The organism is Marinobacter sp. E2, from assembly GCF_055755345.1.
The window spans coordinates 3,002,932-3,020,899 of record NZ_CM146911.1; the positions used below are offsets into that span (position 1 = coordinate 3,002,932).

The 17,968-nt window shown below is 60.6% G+C and carries 17 protein-coding genes; 12 read left to right on the forward strand and 5 right to left on the reverse strand.

Annotated elements, in window-relative coordinates; translation table 11 throughout:
- Positions 1-96 precede the first annotated feature (96 nt).
- The 6 genes from AC0J1C_RS13745 (at position 97) to AC0J1C_RS13770 (ending at position 5,525) form a co-directional block, all read left to right on the forward strand.
- Positions 97-783 carry a GntR family transcriptional regulator gene (locus AC0J1C_RS13745; protein ID WP_228143565.1) on the forward strand — a complete coding sequence of 229 codons (687 nt, stop codon included), beginning with the start codon at positions 97-99 and terminating at the stop codon, positions 781-783.
- 479 nt (positions 784-1,262) lie between these two features.
- Complete coding sequence (locus tag AC0J1C_RS13750) at positions 1,263-1,532, forward strand: ComEA family DNA-binding protein (RefSeq protein WP_375192332.1); 270 nt, start codon at positions 1,263-1,265, stop codon at positions 1,530-1,532.
- Positions 1,533-1,700: 168 nt separating this feature from the next.
- Positions 1,701-2,489: a (Fe-S)-binding protein gene (locus tag AC0J1C_RS13755; protein WP_473044354.1), complete on the forward strand. Its 789-nt coding sequence runs from the start codon at positions 1,701-1,703 to the stop codon at positions 2,487-2,489.
- Complete coding sequence (locus AC0J1C_RS13760) at positions 2,486-3,925, forward strand: LutB/LldF family L-lactate oxidation iron-sulfur protein (protein WP_473044355.1); 1,440 nt, start codon at positions 2,486-2,488, stop codon at positions 3,923-3,925. The genes AC0J1C_RS13755 and AC0J1C_RS13760 overlap by 4 nt, the downstream gene beginning before the upstream one ends.
- Positions 3,922-4,575 (forward strand): LutC/YkgG family protein, encoded by a 654-nt coding sequence (locus tag AC0J1C_RS13765; RefSeq protein WP_473044356.1) that lies wholly within the window; start codon positions 3,922-3,924, stop codon positions 4,573-4,575. The genes AC0J1C_RS13760 and AC0J1C_RS13765 overlap by 4 nt, the downstream gene beginning before the upstream one ends.
- On the forward strand, positions 4,572-5,525 hold the full coding sequence (locus AC0J1C_RS13770; protein WP_473044357.1) for a DMT family transporter: 954 nt from the start codon (positions 4,572-4,574) through the stop codon (positions 5,523-5,525). The genes AC0J1C_RS13765 and AC0J1C_RS13770 overlap by 4 nt, the downstream gene beginning before the upstream one ends.
- A 6-nt stretch (positions 5,526-5,531) precedes the next feature.
- Here AC0J1C_RS13770 and gloA read toward each other — a convergent pair whose 3' ends face one another.
- Complete coding sequence (gene gloA, locus AC0J1C_RS13775; RefSeq protein WP_473044358.1) at positions 5,532-6,080, reverse strand: lactoylglutathione lyase; 549 nt, start codon at positions 6,078-6,080, stop codon at positions 5,532-5,534.
- Positions 6,081-6,473: 393 nt separating this feature from the next.
- A complete protein-coding gene (locus tag AC0J1C_RS13780; protein WP_473044359.1) occupies positions 6,474-7,613 on the reverse strand; it encodes an alkane 1-monooxygenase in 1,140 nt (379 codons plus the stop codon).
- A 263-nt stretch (positions 7,614-7,876) separates the two neighbouring features.
- Between AC0J1C_RS13780 and AC0J1C_RS13785 the strand changes: the two genes are divergently transcribed.
- The 5 genes from AC0J1C_RS13785 to AC0J1C_RS13805 all read left to right on the forward strand — a co-directional run bounded on the left by AC0J1C_RS13785 (position 7,877) and on the right by AC0J1C_RS13805 (position 14,224).
- Entirely contained in the window at positions 7,877-8,536 is a 660-nt protein-coding gene (locus AC0J1C_RS13785; protein ID WP_473044360.1) for a GntR family transcriptional regulator, read from the forward strand.
- Positions 8,537-8,774: 238 nt separating this feature from the next.
- The gene (locus AC0J1C_RS13790) at positions 8,775-9,797 is read left to right on the forward strand and encodes a DUF6160 family protein (protein WP_091987461.1); all 1,023 of its coding nucleotides are present in this window, start codon (positions 8,775-8,777) and stop codon (positions 9,795-9,797) included.
- A gap of 65 nt (positions 9,798-9,862) precedes the next feature.
- Positions 9,863-10,921, forward strand: coding sequence for a lysylphosphatidylglycerol synthase transmembrane domain-containing protein (locus AC0J1C_RS13795; protein ID WP_091987464.1), 1,059 nt, complete (start codon positions 9,863-9,865; stop codon positions 10,919-10,921).
- Positions 10,918-13,170: a glycosyltransferase gene (locus tag AC0J1C_RS13800; protein ID WP_473044362.1), complete on the forward strand. Its 2,253-nt coding sequence runs from the start codon at positions 10,918-10,920 to the stop codon at positions 13,168-13,170. Before AC0J1C_RS13795 ends, AC0J1C_RS13800 begins: the two co-directional genes overlap by 4 nt.
- Positions 13,171-13,276: 106 nt before the next feature.
- Positions 13,277-14,224, forward strand: coding sequence for a YbgA family protein (locus AC0J1C_RS13805; RefSeq protein ID WP_473044364.1), 948 nt, complete (start codon positions 13,277-13,279; stop codon positions 14,222-14,224).
- An 11-nt stretch (positions 14,225-14,235) separates the two neighbouring features.
- On the opposite strand, the gene AC0J1C_RS13810 is transcribed toward AC0J1C_RS13805, so the two are convergent.
- The 3 genes from AC0J1C_RS13810 to AC0J1C_RS13820 form a co-directional block, all read right to left on the reverse strand.
- The gene (locus AC0J1C_RS13810) at positions 14,236-14,967 is read right to left on the reverse strand and encodes a DUF481 domain-containing protein (protein WP_473044365.1); all 732 of its coding nucleotides are present in this window, start codon (positions 14,965-14,967) and stop codon (positions 14,236-14,238) included.
- A 24-nt stretch (positions 14,968-14,991) separates the two neighbouring features.
- A complete protein-coding gene (trhO, locus tag AC0J1C_RS13815; protein WP_473044366.1) occupies positions 14,992-16,011 on the reverse strand; it encodes an oxygen-dependent tRNA uridine(34) hydroxylase TrhO in 1,020 nt (339 codons plus the stop codon).
- Positions 16,012-16,123: 112 nt separating this feature from the next.
- Positions 16,124-16,858 carry a thioredoxin domain-containing protein gene (locus AC0J1C_RS13820; RefSeq protein ID WP_473044367.1) on the reverse strand — a complete coding sequence of 245 codons (735 nt, stop codon included), beginning with the start codon at positions 16,856-16,858 and terminating at the stop codon, positions 16,124-16,126.
- Positions 16,859-16,992: 134 nt separating this feature from the next.
- On the opposite strand from AC0J1C_RS13820, the gene AC0J1C_RS13825 reads away from it, so the two are divergent.
- Complete coding sequence (locus AC0J1C_RS13825) at positions 16,993-17,967, forward strand: NAD(P)H-dependent flavin oxidoreductase (protein ID WP_473044368.1); 975 nt, start codon at positions 16,993-16,995, stop codon at positions 17,965-17,967.
- The last annotated feature ends 1 nt before the right edge of the window (position 17,968 follow it).

Sequence of the window (17,968 nt, forward strand, 5' to 3'; positions counted from 1 at the left end):
CGCCCAGCGGCCAAACTCCACCCAAGAGGCAACCCGGAATCAAAACAAGGGGCGAACGAAAAGAACATGGCAACAAACACCAAAAGAAAAGAGTCCATGGCAGACAGGGTTTACGAAGCCCTGAAGGACGACATCTTTGAGTTCCGCCTGATCCCCGGTGACAAGTTCAGCGAGGGCGATGTGGGTACGCGCCTGAACGCCAGCCGCACGCCGGTGCGGGAAGCGTTGTACCGGTTGCAGCGGGAAGGCTACGTGGAGGTGCTGTTCCGCAGCGGCTGGCAGGTGAAGCCGTTTGATTTCCGGCAGGTGGAAGAGCTCTACGACCTGCGGATCACCCTCGAGAGGGCCGCGATGCACAAGATCTGCGGCCTGGACGAGGAGCCGCCGGCCATTCGCACGCTGACAGCCATCTGGAACCCGGACCACCCCTCCGAGAGGGCTGTCGGCAGTACCGTGCGGGCGCTGGACGAGAGCTTTCATTGTGACCTGGTGGCTGCGGCCGGCAACCGGGAGATGACGCGCATTCACCGGGAGATCACCGACCGGCTGCGGATCATCCGGCGCCTGGACTTCACCCGGGACGATCGGGTGGACGCCACCTACGTGGAACACGCCGCCATTCTGGAAGCGTTGCGCAGTGGCATGGCCACCGAAGCCGCCGACCGGTTGACCCACCACATTCGCGCCAGCCAGAAGGCCGTTCGAGAGATCACCATGGAGCGAATCCGCGAGGCCGCCGAAGCTCACCGCAACGGGCAACAAATTGCCCCGCAGACCCCTTAAACACTGAACTCACGTTCATTTTGAGAGCCGCCGAAAAGCTTACAGGTTCGTAAGATATATCTCACAAACCCCGACGCCATTGTCCGGTATTGTCCGATCCGGCTACCGGTAGAATGATCAGTGTCAGGGATGACAAGCCAGCATGGAACGTTGGCTCAAGGACGAGAGCTTCAAGGATTGAGGCTTCACGGATGGAAGCTTCATGGATAGAAGCATCAGGGATGAGAACTCCAGGGATTTGGAGTTACCCGAAGGATCGGGATGCACAGGGATGACCACAGGGAAGACGCGCTCAGGATGAGTCGCACGCCTGAAGGACCAGGCAGGGGTCAGCCACGGAAACGGGGATTACAGGGAATGTGATCCCGTCCGTGCACTTCCTTCGCTCGAACACACCCGTCTCTGTTTTGTCACAATACGCTTCTGCTGCTTTGCGCCCTGGCACACAACCAAAAACGCAAATCTCAGGAGTACATTCCATGAACCGCACCCCCCTTTTCGCAACCCTCGTATTGCTGTTCAGCCTGGTGACCGGCTTTGCCCACGCCCAGGACGCCGCCGTTAACATTAACACCGCCGATGTTGCCACCCTGGCCAGCCTCAGCGGGATTGGTGAGAGCAAGGCCGAAGCCATTGTCGCCTACCGCGAAGCCAACGGCCCGTTCGCGGCAACCGCCGACCTGGCCAACGTGAAAGGCATTGGCGAAGCCACCCTGGCGAAGAACGCTGATCGCCTCACTGTTGAGTAACACCCCCCGGGGCAGCGGATTCCACCGCTGCCCTTTTTAGCCCTTCGTTTTCCGCCCATCTTTGCTTTCCCTCCCTAGCCTCCGACTGCCCCTAAAGTCGTCTGGCAACGCCCGCTTCACCACACTATTATTGCCGGATAACAATCCAGAAAATTCGAGCGTTGGCCCATGGTTGATCCCATCAAGGTTTATCCGTCCAAACCTTCCAAAGTCTATTTCTACGGCACCTGCCTGGTGGACCTGTTCTACCCCGATGCGGGCATTGCCGGTGTGGAGTTGCTGGAGCGGGAAGGCATTGAGGTGCTGTTTCCCCAGAGCCAGACCTGTTGCGGGCAACCGGCCTATACCTCCGGCTACCACGACCAGGCCCGGTCGGTGGCCCGCGCCCAGCTGGACCTGTTTCCGGAAGACTGGCCCATTGTGGTGCCCTCCGGCTCCTGTGGCGGCATGATGCGCAAGCACTACCCGGACCTGTTCAAGGACACCTCCGACGAGGTGAAGGCGGCCGAGATCGCCGGGCGGGTGTGGGAACTGACTGACTTCCTGCTCAACGTTTGCCATATCAAACTGGAAGACCTCGGCGAACCCACCACCGTGGCCATGCATACCTCCTGCTCGGCGCGCCGGGAAATGGGCGTGGCCGAAGTGGGTCCGAAGCTGCTGGGCCAGCTGAAGAACGTGAACCTGGTGGAGCAGGCACGGCCGGAGGAGTGCTGCGGCTTTGGCGGGACCTTTGCGGTGCGCCATCCGGAAATCTCCGGCGCCATGGTGAGCGAGAAGGTAGACACGCTGGTGGACGCCGGCGCCCAGCGGTTTGTGACGACCGACTGCGGCTGCCTGATGAACATTGATGGCTACGCCGAGAAGAACCAGAAGCCGGTTCGGGGCGAGCACATTCTCAGTTTCCTCTGGGCACGGACCCGAGGTGAAGGCAAAAAGGGAGGGCACCAGTCATGAGCGAGACCGCCGAGCGTACTGGCCACCACGTTGATGTGAAAGAGTTCTACCCTCGCGTTCACGCGGCCATTCATAACCCCAAGATCCGCAAGAATTTCCGCAGCGCCATGGACGGGCTTATGTCCAAGCGCAAGAACGCCTTTGACGGCTGGGATCTGGAAACGCTGCGGGATCTGGGCGCCAACATCCGCCTGAAAGCGCTCGCCAACCTGCCGGATCTGCTCGAGCAACTGGAGCAGAAGCTCACCGAGAATGGCATCAAGGTGCACTGGGCGGTGGACGGCGACGAGGCGTGCCGGATTGTGCGGGACATCTGCAAGTCCCGGGATGCGAAAACCGTGATCAAGGGCAAGTCCATGGTCTCCGAGGAAATGGAGCTGAACCATTACCTGGAAGAACAGGGTATTGAAGCTCTGGAATCGGACCTGGGCGAGTACATTGTTCAACTGGCCGATGAGACACCCTCGCACATCATCATGCCGGCGATTCACAAGAACACCGGTGAGATCTCGGAGCTGATGCACGAGAAAACCGGCACCGATCTCTCCAACGACGTGGAGTACCTGACCGCCAGCGCCCGCCAGCAGTTGCGGGAGAAGTTCATGAACGCCGATGTGGGCGTGTCCGGGGTGAACTTCGCGGTGGCCGACACCGGCACCCTGTGCCTGGTAGAGAACGAGGGCAACGGCCGCATGACCACCACCGTGCCCAAATGCCACATTGCGGTTACCGGCATCGAGAAGGTGGTGCCCTCCATGGCGGACGTGACCGGCCTGCTGGCCCTGCTCACCCGCTCGGCCACCGGCCAGCACATCACCACCTACTTCAACATGATTTCCGGGCCCCGCAAGGCCGAGGAGCTGGACGGCCCCGAGGAAGTGCACGTGGTGCTGGTGGATAACGGTCGCTCGTCCATCTACCAGGACGACGAGCTGCTGGACACCCTGCGCTGCATCCGCTGCGGCGCCTGCATGAACCACTGCCCGGTGTATACCCGCGTGGGCGGCCACGCCTATGGCACCACCTATCCCGGCCCCATCGGCAAGATTCTGATGCCGCACCTGATTGGCCTGGACGAAGGCCGGCACCTGCCCAGCGCCTCCAGCCTGTGCGGTGCCTGTGGCGAAGTGTGCCCGGTGAAGATACCGATCCCGGACCTGCTGGTGCGCCTGCGCCAGGAATCCGTGGACGGCGACAAGCTGCACCCGGCCAAGGTGCGCGGCCATGGTGCCAAGCGCAGTTCGACGGAAGCGCTGATCTGGAAAGGCTGGGCGTGGATGCATGCCAGCCCCGGCGTGTATCGCCTGGGCACCGGTGTTGCCAGCAAGTTCCGGGCCCTGCAGCCCTCGAAAGTCGGCGCCTGGACCGAGTACCGCACGGCGCCGAAACTGGCCGCCAAAACCCTGCATCAGCGCATGAAGGAGCGTGGCCAATGAGTTCCCGGGAGACGATTCTGCAGCGACTGCGCAACCGCACCGGTGGCGAGCTGACCGCGCCCGAGTGTGATTTCTCGGTGCTGGAGCGGCCGGACTGGACCACCGCCGAGCGCATCCAGCGGTTCGAGAAGATGATCGAGTCGGTGCACGGCGAGGTGCACCATTGCAGCGAGGACAGCTGGATGGACCGGTTGGCCGAGTTGCTCGGCACCCGCGGGGCACGGAACCTGCTGATTCCGAAGCAGCATGAGATTGGCCAGGCCCTGCGCAACGCCGGCCGGGACGACCTGCCGGAACTGCTGATTTACGACGAGCCTATTGAAAGCTGGCAGGCGCATCTGTTCAACGAGGTGGATGCCTCCATCACTTCCACCCGGGGCGGCATTGCCGAAACCGGCTCGCTGATCCTGTGGCCAACGCCGGATGAGCCCCGCCTGATGAGCCTGGTGCCACCGGTTCATGTGGCCGTGCTGAAGGCCTCGGAGCTCTACACCACCTTCCACGAGGCCATCCATGCCCAGAACTGGGCCGCTGGCATGCCAACCAATGCCCTGCTAATCTCTGGGCCGTCCAAAACCGCCGACATCGAGCAGACCCTGGCTTACGGTGTTCACGGTCCCAAAGAGCTCATTGTGTTGATGATTGAATGATCCAAGGCGCCCTGTTGATCGCCCTGGCAGCCCTGCTATGGGCGACCACGGGCATTGTTGCGAAATTCCTTTTTACCGGTACCGACCTGCAGGCCATTACCCTGGGCTTTCTGCGGCTGGCGGTGGCCTTGCCATTTTTCTGGCTGCTGATGCGCCGGGAGCAGGTGCGCCTTGAGCGCGCGCACCCCGGCGCCCGGCTGCCCGGCAGCTCTCTACGCAGCCTGACCCGTAAGGCGCTGATTCCGCTGGCTGCTCTCGGCCTGTTCCAGGCGTTCTACCAGGGCAGCTACCTTCTGGCCGTGGACCTCACCGGCGCCGGCATCGCCACGCTGATTGCGCTCTGCCTGCCGCCGGTACTGGTGGCTATTCTCGCTGCGCCGATTCTGGGCGAGAAGCCGGGGCTGTTAACCGTACTCTCGCTGATCGCCGCCATTGCCGGCACCGCCATGCTGGTACTGAGCGACATGGACACCAGCGGCACCCTGCGGCTCGCCGGCATTCTGATGGCGCTGCTGGCCGCTTGTGTGTACACCGGGTTTACCCTCACCAGCCGCTACAGCTCCGCCGGCACGACGGTGTTCACCACGGCCTTTATCTGTTTTTTCACCGCAGCCCTGATTCTGCTGCCCGTAGTCGCGCTGAGCGGCGGTTTCGAGGGGATGGCCAGTCTGGAATTCCGGCACTGGCTGATGGTGGGCTACATTGGCGTGGTGCCGACCTGCATTGGCTATGTGTGCTTCTTCACGGGCATGAAGACCACACCGGCCACGCTCTCCAGCATTATCGTGACACTGGAGCCACTGTTTGTGGCGCTGCTGGCGTGGATTTTCCTGGAGGAAATTCTCGGGCCCATCGGCATTGCCGGCGCCCTGATACTGACTGCCGCGGTGATTGTGGCTTCCCGCTACGGCAGCAAACCCGCGGCCGGCCAGGAGGCCGGAGCGGATTAGACGACGTCAGTCGTCCTTGCGGTTTTTCTCGAGCATGTCCGGCTGCAGGATTTCAATCCAGTAGCCGTCCGGGTCTTTGATAAAGGCCAGGCCCTTCATCTTGCCGTCGTCCGGCTTTTTAACGAACTCGACACCGAGCTTTTCAAAGCGGTCGCAGGCGGCGTACACGTCTGGAACAGCAACACCGATGTGGCCGAAGCCCTGTGGTTCGTCGTTGCCGTTGTGGTACCCAAAATCGTTGTCATCCTCGGTGCCCCAGTTGTGGGTCAGTTCGAGCACCGCTTCACGGCCGAAGGTGTAGGTGGTGCGGTGGGCGTCGTCCTGCGGCACCAGGCCAGCCTGGCGGTCGTCCAGGTATCCCAGGAAGTACAGGGTGAACTTCATTTCCGGGAAGTCCAGTTTGCGCACCAGGCGCATGCCCATTACCCGGGTGTAGAAGTCCATGGAGCGCTCGGGCTCCTTGATGCGCATCATGGTCTGGTTGAAGACGTAACCTTCCGTTTCGGGAACTGGGTCGTCGTGAAGGCCGGGGGCCTGTTCGAAATGCTTGGGCATTGTGTTTTCCCTTTTTGCCGCGGAGTTCAAACCATATACCTGCGTGCGTTTCAGAGGGATTTCAAGGGCGGGGAAAAGAGCGCGAAAAAAGACCCCGGGGCCAGAGACTAACCGCCGGGGTCTTGAGGGCCGGTTTTTTGCCGGCGGTTCTTCAGAGACGCCCTGAAGCTTTGGGGGCCTTCGAGTACAGGCCGATCCGGGTGTGGAGGTTGGTTCCTTGCCGATCTGAACCTGGGGGCTGGCCGGGGTGTGAGGGGGCTATTTCTTCCGGGAAGCCGAACTCGCTTTGCTCAGACATTCGTTTCCCTGCAGAAATAACCCCCTCACACCCCTGCCGGCTCACTTTGCTGCCGGCATCCTGGGAAAGACAGATGACGACTTCTTTTTTGTCGGTTAGCTAGTCAACTGGTGTTCTTCGCCTTTGTAGTAGGCCTCCACTCTGGGGTTCATCACCCGCCGCCAGAGTGGTGGGAACAAAGCCAGGACCACCATGGCGGCGTAGCCGGCGGGTAATTGTGGGGCTATGTCGTGGTGGCGGAGGATCTGGTAACGGCGTTTGGCCCAGGCGTGGTGGTCGCTGTGGCGCTGGAGGTGGAACAGGAAGACGTTGGTGAGGAAGTAGTTGCTGTTCCAGCTGTGTTCGGGGGTGGTGCGTTCGTAGCGGCCGTTATCGAGTTTTCTGCGGTGCAGGCCGTAGTGTTCGAGGTAGTTGACGATTTCCAGCAGGGTGAAGGCGATGAAGCTCTGGCCCAGGAAGAACGCGGCACCGAGCCAGCCGAAGGCGAGGGTGAATGCTGCCAGTATCAGGGCGCTGACGCTGTACCACCAGATCAGTTCGTTGCGCCAGTTCAGAGCTTTGTGACCCTTGCGCTCAAGGCGTTCGGCTTCCAGTTTCCAGGCGTTCAGGAAATTGCGCACATAGGCCTGGGGCAGGAAGTTGTAGAGGGACTGGTTGTAGCGGGACGAAGAGGCGTCTTCCGGGGTGGAGACGTGCACATGGTGCCCTCTCAGGTGTTCAACCTTGAAGCCGGCGTAACACACCAGAGCCAGCAGGAAGCCGCCGGCCCGGGTTTCGAGTTTGTCGTCTTTGTGGATGAGTTCATGGGCGACGTTGATGCCGAGGCCGCCGACGATGCCGATGGAGAAGATCCAGCCGATACCCCCCACCAGGTTGAAGGTGCCGGACGCCAGTTCGAGCATGCTCCATACCAGCAGCACCGCAAAGCCGGCTACCCAGCCCAGGGTGATGGCTTTGTAGAAGCGCTCGCCGACCATCTGCGGCACGTCGCTCTCTTCATCGGGGTTCAGGGAATCCTTGCCCAGCAGCAGGTCCAGCACTGGAATGATCCCGAACACCACTACCGGCACGCCCCAGGAGAACAAGTTCACCAGGTCGGTTGCCCGGCCCGCGGCCAGCAGCAGGGGCGGCAGTACCAGGGGCACCATGGCAATCAGGTAGCTGTACTTCTTCAGAGTCAGCAACAGGCGCCGGCGGGTGGCCTCGCGGTGGATCGATAGCTGGGTTGTGCTCATTGGGCTCTCCATCGGATTCATACCTTTGAATGCGTGTTGGTGAATCTCTGCTCACTTGTCATTTTTTGCATTATTGTCCTACAATACATCAGTCGTCAATCATTGGCAGGCAACTTTTTTGACAAATCTCAGGAACGCCGCCGAATCAGGGCGTTGGGGCTTGCACCATCAGAGGCTGTGATAAACTCATGCGCACGCATTTCAACGATGGCCGGACTGCCAACGAGGCCGGACCGTTTTTACGACCTGTTCAGAGAGCCTTTATGGATTTTCAGGTGCCAAACACCCTGGCGGAGCAGATCGCCAACTACCTGGCCGAGCGGATCATGACTGGGCAGATTCGCCCCGGTGAGCGCATCCAGGAAGCCACTCTGGCCGGTGAGCTGAAGGTGAGCCGCGCCTCTGTGAAGGAAGCCCTGTACACGCTGGAGCGCTGGCATCTGGTGGAGAACACCCCGCGCAAGGGCGCCTCGGCCACGCGGCTGGACTCGGCCCATGCCTCGGAACTGTATGACGTGTATATGCATCTGCTGATGATGCTGGCGGTGCGGTTGTGCGAGCGCTGGCAGGAGAGCGACAAGCCGAAGATGCTTGGGGCGGTGAATAACGCCGTGGAGCGGATGAAGTCGTCAGCGGCGGATATTTCAGCGGTGGTTGAGGCGAGTTTTGAGGTGATGGAGGCGTGCTGCGAGGTGGTGGGCAATCCGTATCTCACGGAGGCGCTGTCGAATTTCAAGCCGGCGGTGAGTCGCGCCTATTATCTGAGCGCCGATCGGTATCGGCGGGGCCTGGCGCAGACCAGTGAGTTTTTTGCCAATCTGCCGCAGGCGGTTCTGGCGCGGGATTCGGTTAAGGCGCAGGCGTTGATTCGGGAGTTTGCGGAGCATCAGAAGGCTTTGATTCAGCAGGCTCTGGGCGCCTGACCGCGCTGTAGCCCTTCAGACATTGGAGCATGCGAAGCAGGCGGGACAAGCTTCGCCCCTAACCCTCTGCTGGTGTCCGGGTGTGACATCGCTCACAGATCTTTCTTTCCTCGCCTCGTATCGTAACAGTCTGTAACAAACCGAAGATTCCGCTGCATTGGTTGTGCTGTCCCCCTGCGGCCCGGGTAGTGACTGTTCGCTCCCGTTGATAACAACAAACCAGACTTTTGGGGCCACCATGACTCAGTCCTCTGCCTGTCGTCGAAACACCCTGCCTTCCACGCTCTCGCTCTGGGTGCTTGCGTTGTCGCTTCCTTTGCCGGCCATGGCGGAGTTCCGGCCGTTGGACGATGGTGCGATGTCCGGGGTAACCGGTCAGGCCGGGGTGACCATTGAGCTGGAAACGAAGCTGAGCATTGACCGTCTGAGCTGGACCGATGAGGGCTCCCTGAATGTGAACGGGCTGAGGTTGTCGGGGCAGAACGATACAGTGCTCGATAACATGAAGCTGACGGTGGATATTGCCGGCGACGGTGAGGTGCTGGAACACGGCTTTTCGGAGATTGCCCGGCGCGCTGATGCCGGGTTGTTGGACCCGACAGATCCGGATGTGGCCGATGCTCTGGCGAAGTACTCCGTGGCAGGCTCTTTTGGCAAGCAGTTCAACAGTGGTGATCTGGTGATGCACTTGGGTGCGATCGACTACGGCGATCCGGCCAGCATTGACGATTATCTGCAGGCGGTGGATTTCGAGCTGGCGGTGGAGAGCATCACCGCCTCGGGCACTGAGGGTTCGGCCACGTTGTTCTCGGATGTGCTGTTGCAGGGTTATGTCGGGCCCACGGATCTGGTCATTCGTAATGGCGGCACTTCTTCACGCACCCTGGCAAACGGTAATCAGGTCTCGGGCTCTGAGTTGCAGCTGGATACCCATTTCGAGATTACCAACGGTAGCCTGAACTGGGATGCCGCTGACCTGCTGTTCGTGTTCAACTTTGCCGCGGTTGGCATTGAGGGGCTGCAGATTCACAACCGGCGGGGCGATGACACGGTTGGCCATTTCGGCATGGCCAGTGCCACGGCCAAGCTGTCGCGGGGCACCAGCGCTGCGTCCGGTAACGATGGCCTGTCGATTCACGAGGTGGAGTTCCGGGCTGACATCGATATGCCGGTGTTCAAGATTGGCGGCACCAGTATCGGCAACGTCCAGTTCACCGACTTTGCCATTACCGACACCACGATGATGGTTTATGGCCACTAGGCCGACACTGGACACCCACCACACCCTACCCTGTAAACTGCCCGTCTCACTCTGACGGGCAGCCCATGACGGACTCAACGGACATTCAGTATTCCAGACGCGCTTCGAGTCGACGGCTCGTGGTGTTCAGTCTGCTGTTTCTTGCCCTGACCTTTGCCGGGCTGTACACGGTGTATGATCAGTTCGCCGGCCGCAGCATCACCTTTGATGACCGGCTGATCGCCCCCGGCACGCTGCTGTCCGTGGCCGCCCTGTTACTGGTGTACTTTGTCTCCGACGGCTTGCGCCTGTACTTCACGCTCCGGGCTTTGGGGCACAGGGTGCCGTTTCCGGCCATGTGCCGGCTGGTGTTTATCAATCTGTTTTTTTCCAATATCACGCCCATGGCCACCGGGGGCGGGTTTGCCCAGATCTGGTACCTGCACCATCACGGCGTGCCGGTGGGCCGGGCCACCGCCGCCACCACCATCCGGACCATTCTGGCGGTGCTGTTCATTTTCTCGCTCACACCGATATTCCTGCTGACCCTCAAGCCGCTGGACGGCAATTCCATTGCCGGCGACATTGGCACGGCACTGGCGGTGCTGATTATTCTGTATCTGGGCTTTTTCCTGGTGCTGCTGTTCCGCACCCACTGGCTGATCGGGCCACTGACCCGTGTGTTGCTTACCGCCTGTCGACTGCACCTGATCAGCGAACAGAGGCACCGTCGGTGGCAGTTCAAGGCGCGCCGGGAGATGCTGCGTCTGTCCCGGAGTTTTGGTGATTACCTGCGGGGTGCGCCCCGGTATGTCTGGCTGTCGGTGCTGTTCACGGCGGTGTTCCTGCTCAGTCTGTTCAGCTTTCCGGCGCTGCTGATGCATAGCCTGGACTACAGCGTGGACTACGTGATGTCGGTGGGGCTGCTGGTGGTCACCACGTTTGTCATGTATTTCTCACCCACGCCCGGGGCCTCGGGCATTTCCGAAGGTGTCTTCGGCAGCTTCTTCCGGGATATCCTGTCTGCCAACCATCTGATCCTGGTGATCGTGTGCTGGCGGTTGCTGACCATCTATCTGGGCATGATCATCGGGCTGGTGGTGCTGCAGAGGGAGCTCGTTGCCAACCGGAGGAAAGCCGGATGATGTTCCGCAATCCACTCAAGCTTCTGTTCTACCTGTGTGTACTGGCGGTGGTTCTGCTGGTGGGCTACAAGGTTTACCTGAACCTGTTCACAGAGGACTTCGAGGGGGTCCACACCGAACAGGTGGAGCGGATTCACCGGCAGGTTCAAGCTGGAGAGCCGTTCAGCTTTGCGGTGGTGGGTAACATCAACAACTCGGTTGGGGTGTTCGAGGACCGGATTATTCCGCAGCTCAACCAGTCCGGCATCGATTTCATGGTCTCCGCCGGCAACGCCGTCAGTGGCGGCGGCGAGGACAAGTACCGGGCCCTCTATGGCACCCTTAGCCACCTGGACATTCCCTATCTGCTCACCTTCGGCGCCCATGAGTACGAGGATTTCGGCAGCTTCCGGTTCTATGACCACTTCGGCCCGCACTTTTTCAGTATCGAGGCGGGCAGCAGCCGTCTGATTTTCCTGGACAGCACCGGCAAGACTCCCTGGCGCTGGCAGATCCGCTGGCTCAACGACCTGCTGGCCCAGGATACGTCCAATGCCCGGATCCTTTTCATTGGCCATCCGCCGCTGCAGCCCGATGAGAACGCACCGTTTGATCGCCAGGCCGACTACCTGGCGCCGCCCGAGTTTCGGGATGCGCTTTTGAAGGCGATCCGTGACCACGATGTGGACCGTGTGTTTTCCTCCAACCTGTCGTTGTTCTCAGAGAAAACCGTGGCCGGCACCACCTTCATTACCACCGGCGGGGCCGGCGGCCTGGTGATGAATAACGACACCAGCTTCTACCACTACGTGCGGGTGAGTGTGAGTGCCGAGGGGGAGGTAAGCCACAGCCTGCAGCGCCTGGAAATCGGGCAGCACCCGATACTGAAGCGGCTGGAGAGCCTCTGGTTCTTTATCTACTCGCTGTTCTACACCGGCTATCTCAATTTCCTGCTGATTGTTGCGCTGTTCGCCGCCCTGGCCATCAAACTCTACGGCGCTATTTTCATCGCCAAGGATTATTACCCGGATTACGACCTGGACCCCTCGCCCTGGCTGGAGAAGCCCCTGCGCATTGCCATGTTCACCAACAATTATCTGCCCTTCATTGGTGGCGTGCCCATCTCCATTGAACGGTTGAGGCGCGGCCTGGAGCAGTTGGGCGACAAGCTGCTGGTGGTGGCACCGAGGTACAAGGGCCAGCCGGAAACCGAACCCCACGTGCTGCGGGTGCCATCACTGCTGGCCATGGGTGAGAAGCGCGAATTTCGCCTGGCCAATATTTTTCTGGCCCGTATCCGCAAGCGGGTTCGGGGCTTCAAGCCGGACATCATTCACCTCCACCACCCCTTCTGGCTGGGCTCGCTGGGGCTGTTCGTGGCCCGTACCCTGCGGGTTCCCGCGATCTACACCTACCACACCCGCCTGGAGCACTATGCCCATTTCGTGCCTCTGCCCGGCATGCTGTTCCGGAACCTGATCTCCCACGCGCTTATCAAGCGCTTTGCCAACAAGTGCGATGGTGTGATTGTTCCCACTTATTCCACCGAGGAGTACCTGCGCATGATCGGGGTGAAAACACCCACGTTTGTGCAGCCCACCGGTATTGAATACCAGAAGTTCCAGGATGTCCGGCATGAGGACGTCGAGGCGTTGCGCAAGCGTCTGGAGCTTCACGATGAGAAGGTGTTTATCAGCGTCTCCCGCCTGTCGAACGAGAAGAACATCGATTTTATGATCGAGGCGGTCGATGCCCTGCGCCGGGAGACGAGTGTGCCCTTCCGCTTCCTGATGATCGGCGACGGGCACCAGCGGGATCGGCTGCAGCAGAAGATCCAGGACCTGGGCCTGCAGGAACACTTTACCCTGGTGGGCGCCGTGCCGCCGGATGAAATGGCCATCTGGTACCGGCTGGGGGACGCCTTCCTGTTCGCCTCCATATCAGAAACCCAGGGCATGGTTATCCTGGAAGCCATGGCCGCCGGCTTGCCAGTGGTAGCCGTGCGTTCCAGCGGAATCGAGGATGTGGTCCGCCACGGCTACAACGGTTTCAAGACGCCGGAAAAGCAGGACAAGTGGCGGGCCGAAGTTAAAAAACTGCTGGAAGACGAAGCCCTGCGCGGCAAGCTCTCCGGCCAGGCCCTGGAGTTTGCGCGGGATTACTCCGTGGAACAGTTTGCCCGGGACGTGCGCACCATCTACGCCACCACCCTGGCGATGTTTGCCAAGAAGCGCAAAGGCGCCGGTTATCGGGGCAAGCAGGAAGAGTGACGGTTTTCGGGGCCAGTCTGATCGGGCTAGACTCAATACACGTATTACAGAGACGTTTTAACCACTGTCTCGATACGACCCGACTCGTTACGACTGGAGAGCAACCGTGAGCGGCATCCCCGTTGGAATCAGTACCTGCCTGCTGGGCAAGGAAGTTCGCCATGATGGCGGCCACAAGCATTCCCGCTACTGCACCCAGGTGCTGTCGAAACACTTCGACTTCCGCTCCATCTGCCCCGAGCTGGAAGCGGGCCTGGGTGTGCCCCGCCCGGCCATTCACCTGCGCGAATACAGCGACGGCCTTCGCCTGATTGAAACCAAAGGCACCGCCGACCACACAGGCGCCATGCAGGACTTTATCGACCGCATCCTGCCGTCGCTGGCCGACCTTCGGGGCTACATCCTGATGGCCAAGTCCCCCAGCTGCGGCATGGAGCGCATCAAGGTGCACAACGAGGACGGCCAGGTTACCCGGCGCGACGGCCGCGGCATGTTTGCCGAAGCCCTGCTGCAGGCCTACCCGCTGATGCCGGTGGAGGAAGAAGGCCGCCTGAACGATGACATGCTCCGTGAGAACTTCATCGAGCGGGTGTTCGCCTACGACGACTGGATGCAGAACGTGGCCGGCGAGAAGCTGTCGGCCAAGGCGCTGATCGAGTTCCACACCCGCCACAAGTTCCAGCTACTGGCCCATTCCGAGCGCATCTACCGCCAGTTGGGCCCGATGCTGGGGGACCTCAAATCCGAGCCCCTCGAGGCCATTGCCGACCGTTACATCCACCAGTTCATGGAAGCCATGAGCCAGAAGGTAAGCCGGGGTTCGCACATGAACGCCATGCAGCACCTGATGGGTTACCTGCGGGATTCCCTGGGCGATGAAGAGCGCAAGGTGCTGCTGGAGCAGATGGAGGCCTACCGCCGGGGCGAGGTGCCGCTGGTGGTACCCATGACGCTGCTGCGCATGGCCCAGCGCCGGGAACCGGTGGATTACCTGCACAGCCAGCAGTATCTGACCCCCTACCCCGACGAACTGGGGCTGCGGAACAACGTTTAGGAATCTATAGTTCAGAAACCGTAGAGCAGCGACAGCGACGTTTCGGTGTCGGTGTCCTCGGAGCCGGCGGGCGGGTCGGACAGATGCTTGACCCGGAACGCGGCTTTCATGGACAGGTTACCCACCACGTTGGCCTGCAGCGAGGTCTCCGACTCGGTGATGGTGTTGTTCTCATCGAGGCCAATTTCCGTGCTCAGCTTCTGGCGAAACAGGGCATTTTCAGACAGGGCATAATCAAACTGCCCGGCCAGCCGGGCAATGGCCTCTTTCTCAGCGTCCTCGCCCTGGGCGTTCACCATCTCCAGTTTGTTGTAGCGATAACCGGCACCGGCCGAGAGATCAAGGAAGGAACGCTCTCCGGAATTCCAGACCCGCTGACCGTAACCGGTTGTCAGTGAGGATTCGAAGTCGTAGCCGGAAAAACGATCGTCTTCGTACGCGCCCCGGAGAAACCAGTACTGGTTCTCCGAGAACTTGTAGTTGGTTTCCAGCGTCGCCAGGTACTTTTCGGCGGTGGTCTCATCCTCGGTTTCCGAGTAATTGGTCCTGAACTCGCCCGTGTTGCGCCAGGTTTCGACTTCATGGATCAGGCCCAATCGACCCTTGATGTTGGTCTCCTCGGTGTTGCCGGAGGTGATCAGCACGCCCAGCTCGGTTTCACCTTTCCAGTTATCGGCGTCCTGCCCGAAGGCAAGGGGCGTGAACACAACGGCGGTGACGGCTACGGCCTTTCGTAAATCCATGAAGTCTCCCTGTTGGTTGTCCGGTCAGGCGTCCTCTGTATTCCTGGTCTGTTCTCCAGCCATGCTTTGACGGGCCTGACGTTCTCGTTCGGCCTTTTTCCGGGCCTTGCGCTCGGCAATAATGCGGGCCGCTTCGCCACCCACATGGGCTTCGCCTCGCTGCTCCGCCAGACGCATCTGGCGCTCACGCTCGGCAAAGCGGGCTTTCTGTTCCTCGGTCAGTGAGTCAATGCACTGGTGGCAGCTCACTCCCTGCTCGTATTCCGGGCGTTGCTTGTCCTGCTCGGTGATCGGCCGCCGGCACGCGTGACACTGATCGTACTCGCCACGCTCAAGCCTGTGGTTCACCGTTACCCGGTCATCGAATACAAAGCACTCTCCATGCCACAGGCTTTCTTCCTCCGGCACCTCTTCCAGGTACTTCAGGATGCCGCCTTTCAGGTGATACACCTCTTCGAAGCCCTGCTCTTTCAGATAGGCCGTGGATTTTTCGCAGCGGATACCGCCGGTGCAGAACATGGCCACCTTTTTGTGTTTGGCTGGATCCAGGTTCTGCTTCACGTAGTCCGGGAACTCCCGGAAGGTATCAGTGGCCGGATTGACCGCATTCCTGAAGGTGCCGATTTCCACTTCGTACTGGTTGCGGGTATCCACCAGCACCACGTCCGGATCGGAGATCAGGTCGTTCCACGCCTTTGGTTCCACATACGTGCCGACGATACGCTTCGGATCGATGCCCTCTACACCCATGGTGACAATCTCTTTCTTGAGCTTCACTTTGGTGCGTTTGAACGGCTGGATGTCCACAAACGACTCTTTGTAGTCGATGCCATCGAACCGCTCGTCGCTGGCGATCCACGCCTTCACGGCGTCGATGCCCTCGCGGCTGCCGGCAATGGTGCCGTTAATGCCTTCACGCGCCAGCAGCAGGGTGCCGTGCACGTCTTTTTCCAGCATCAGGTTCAGCAGGGACTGGCGGAGGGATTTGTAATCATTCAGGACTGCGAACTTGTATAAGGCGCAGACAACGACGTTGTTGCTCATGTTTGTCTCCTGCGGGCCGGACCGTAAATCCGGAGCATGGGTTCTGGGTTGGTTCAGAGGCCGGAGCCTGAGAGGGCGCAAATTTTAACCAACTCAGGCTCACGATCAAGTGTCACTGTTGTTGATGGTCTGCCAGCTCACGCTCAACCACGGCGGAGAGCTGGCCCCAGCCGGGCCGTGTCAGACGGATGTTATCCACCAGCACGGTCGGAGTGCTGGTCACCCGAAGTTGCATGGCCACCTGGAGGCTCTGCTCTACCGCCTCGCGGTGCAGTTCGGTGGTCATGCAGCGGCGAAAGCGGCGCTCTTCCAGGCCGAGATCCGTGGCGTAGCGGGTAAAGGTGGCCACCGGATCGTTCGAGCCGCTCCATTCTGTCTGGGAATCGTAGAGGCGATCGTGCATCGCCCAATAGGCGTCCTGATCACCGGCACAGCGGGCGGCCTGGGCCGCGGGCATGGCATTCTCATGCTGCTGCAGGGGCAGATCAAAGTAGACAAAACGTACCTTGCCGGTGTCCACGTATTCCTGCTTCAGCTGTTTGCTGGCCGAGGAGAAACGGCCGCAGGCCGGGCACTGGTAATCGGCAAACTCCCGGACCACCACGGGGGCGTCCTCAGGACCCACGGAAACACCAAACTCGTCGAGCTCAGACGGGAAGGGTTCGGCGTTGGGAGCGGCCACCGGCAGCTCATCGGAAGTGGGCTCCGGAGAGGAAGTCATGAAGGATAATCCGAACACCACGGCGGCCAGTATCAGGACGGCTACGCCAATCATCAGGGGCTTGTTGGATTTACCCTTGCGGGGAGCCGGGGCTCCGGTTTCCTTGCGTCGTTTTGCTTCACCCATGAAGGGCTCCTTTTTTCTCTGTTTGTTCTTCCGGCGTGACGGAATAATTAGCACGCGACCGTTTTCAGCGCCGGCGGGGCACGCTAAGATCCTTTATATCCTACAAAAGTTCCAAGAAAAATTAAGGAAACCTCATGCCATTGCCTGCACTGCTCAAAGACACCCTTTCCCTTCCTCTGGTCGCCGCCCCCATGTTCCTGATCTCCGGCCCCGCGCTTGCCCTGGCCTGCTGCAAACAGGGAATTGTGGGCAGCTTTCCGGCCCTGAACCAGCGCACCAGCGAGGGTTTTGAGGACTGGCTGGTTCAGATGAACGAGGAACTGGCAGCGTTCCGGAACGCGCACCCGGATGTAAAAACGGCACCCTATGCCGTGAACCTGATCGTGCACCGAACCAATCCCCGCTGGCAGGCAGATCTGGCGCTGTGTGTGAAGCACCAGGTGCCCATTGTGATCACCTCCCTGGGCGCGGCCAGCCAGGTGGTTGAAGCGGTGCACAGTTACGGCGGCGTGGTGTTCCACGATGTGACCAACCAGAAACACGCGCGCAAGGCGGCCGAAGCCGGAGTGGACGGAATTATTGCAGTGGCTGCCGGTGCCGGGGGCCACGCCGGCACCGTCAACCCGGTGGTGCTTGTGCATGAGATTCGCGAGGTGTTTGACGGCACCATCCTGCTGGCCGGGGGGCTTTCACACGGAGAGGATTTGCTGGCCGCCCAGGCCCTGGGGGCGGATCTGGGTTACATGGGCACACGGTTCATCAACACCGCCGAATCCCAGGCCGACGACGCCTACCGGAACATGATCATTGAGGCGGTATCGGCCGACATCATCCACACACCGGCCGTGTCTGGCGTGCCTGCCAGCTTCATGCGCCAGAGTCTGGAAGCCGCCGGCTACGCCATGGACCGGCTGAACCAGGCGGGCGAGGTCAACTACGGAGAAAAGCTCAAGCCCATGGACGACGAGGCCAAAGCCTGGAAAACCGTGTGGTCGGCAGGCCAGGGTGTGAGCCAGATCCACGACGTGTTGCCGGTCGAGGATCTGGTCCGCCGCCTGAGCGAGGAATACGGGCAGACCCGCGCCCGGCTGCTCTCAACGATGGCCTGAG

Excerpts from the sequence above, each read along its gene's own strand:
- AC0J1C_RS13745 (WP_228143565.1), top strand. The coding sequence starts at position 97 with ATGGCAGACAGGGTTTACGAAGCCCTGAAGGACGACATCTTTGAGTTC.
- AC0J1C_RS13750 (WP_375192332.1), top strand. The coding sequence starts at position 1,263 with ATGAACCGCACCCCCCTTTTCGCAACCCTCGTATTGCTGTTCAGCCTG.
- AC0J1C_RS13755 (WP_473044354.1), top strand. The coding sequence starts at position 1,701 with ATGGTTGATCCCATCAAGGTTTATCCGTCCAAACCTTCCAAAGTCTAT.
- AC0J1C_RS13760 (WP_473044355.1), top strand. The coding sequence starts at position 2,486 with ATGAGCGAGACCGCCGAGCGTACTGGCCACCACGTTGATGTGAAAGAG.
- AC0J1C_RS13765 (WP_473044356.1), top strand. The coding sequence starts at position 3,922 with ATGAGTTCCCGGGAGACGATTCTGCAGCGACTGCGCAACCGCACCGGT.
- AC0J1C_RS13770 (WP_473044357.1), top strand. The coding sequence starts at position 4,572 with ATGATCCAAGGCGCCCTGTTGATCGCCCTGGCAGCCCTGCTATGGGCG.
- gloA (WP_473044358.1), bottom strand. The coding sequence starts at position 6,080 with ATGCCCAAGCATTTCGAACAGGCCCCCGGCCTTCACGACGACCCAGTT.
- AC0J1C_RS13780 (WP_473044359.1), bottom strand. The coding sequence starts at position 7,613 with ATGAGCACAACCCAGCTATCGATCCACCGCGAGGCCACCCGCCGGCGC.
- AC0J1C_RS13785 (WP_473044360.1), top strand. The coding sequence starts at position 7,877 with ATGGATTTTCAGGTGCCAAACACCCTGGCGGAGCAGATCGCCAACTAC.
- AC0J1C_RS13790 (WP_091987461.1), top strand. The coding sequence starts at position 8,775 with ATGACTCAGTCCTCTGCCTGTCGTCGAAACACCCTGCCTTCCACGCTC.
- AC0J1C_RS13795 (WP_091987464.1), top strand. The coding sequence starts at position 9,863 with ATGACGGACTCAACGGACATTCAGTATTCCAGACGCGCTTCGAGTCGA.
- AC0J1C_RS13800 (WP_473044362.1), top strand. The coding sequence starts at position 10,918 with ATGATGTTCCGCAATCCACTCAAGCTTCTGTTCTACCTGTGTGTACTG.
- AC0J1C_RS13810 (WP_473044365.1), bottom strand. The coding sequence starts at position 14,967 with ATGGATTTACGAAAGGCCGTAGCCGTCACCGCCGTTGTGTTCACGCCC.
- trhO (WP_473044366.1), bottom strand. The coding sequence starts at position 16,011 with ATGAGCAACAACGTCGTTGTCTGCGCCTTATACAAGTTCGCAGTCCTG.
- AC0J1C_RS13820 (WP_473044367.1), bottom strand. The coding sequence starts at position 16,858 with ATGGGTGAAGCAAAACGACGCAAGGAAACCGGAGCCCCGGCTCCCCGC.
- AC0J1C_RS13825 (WP_473044368.1), top strand. The coding sequence starts at position 16,993 with ATGCCATTGCCTGCACTGCTCAAAGACACCCTTTCCCTTCCTCTGGTC.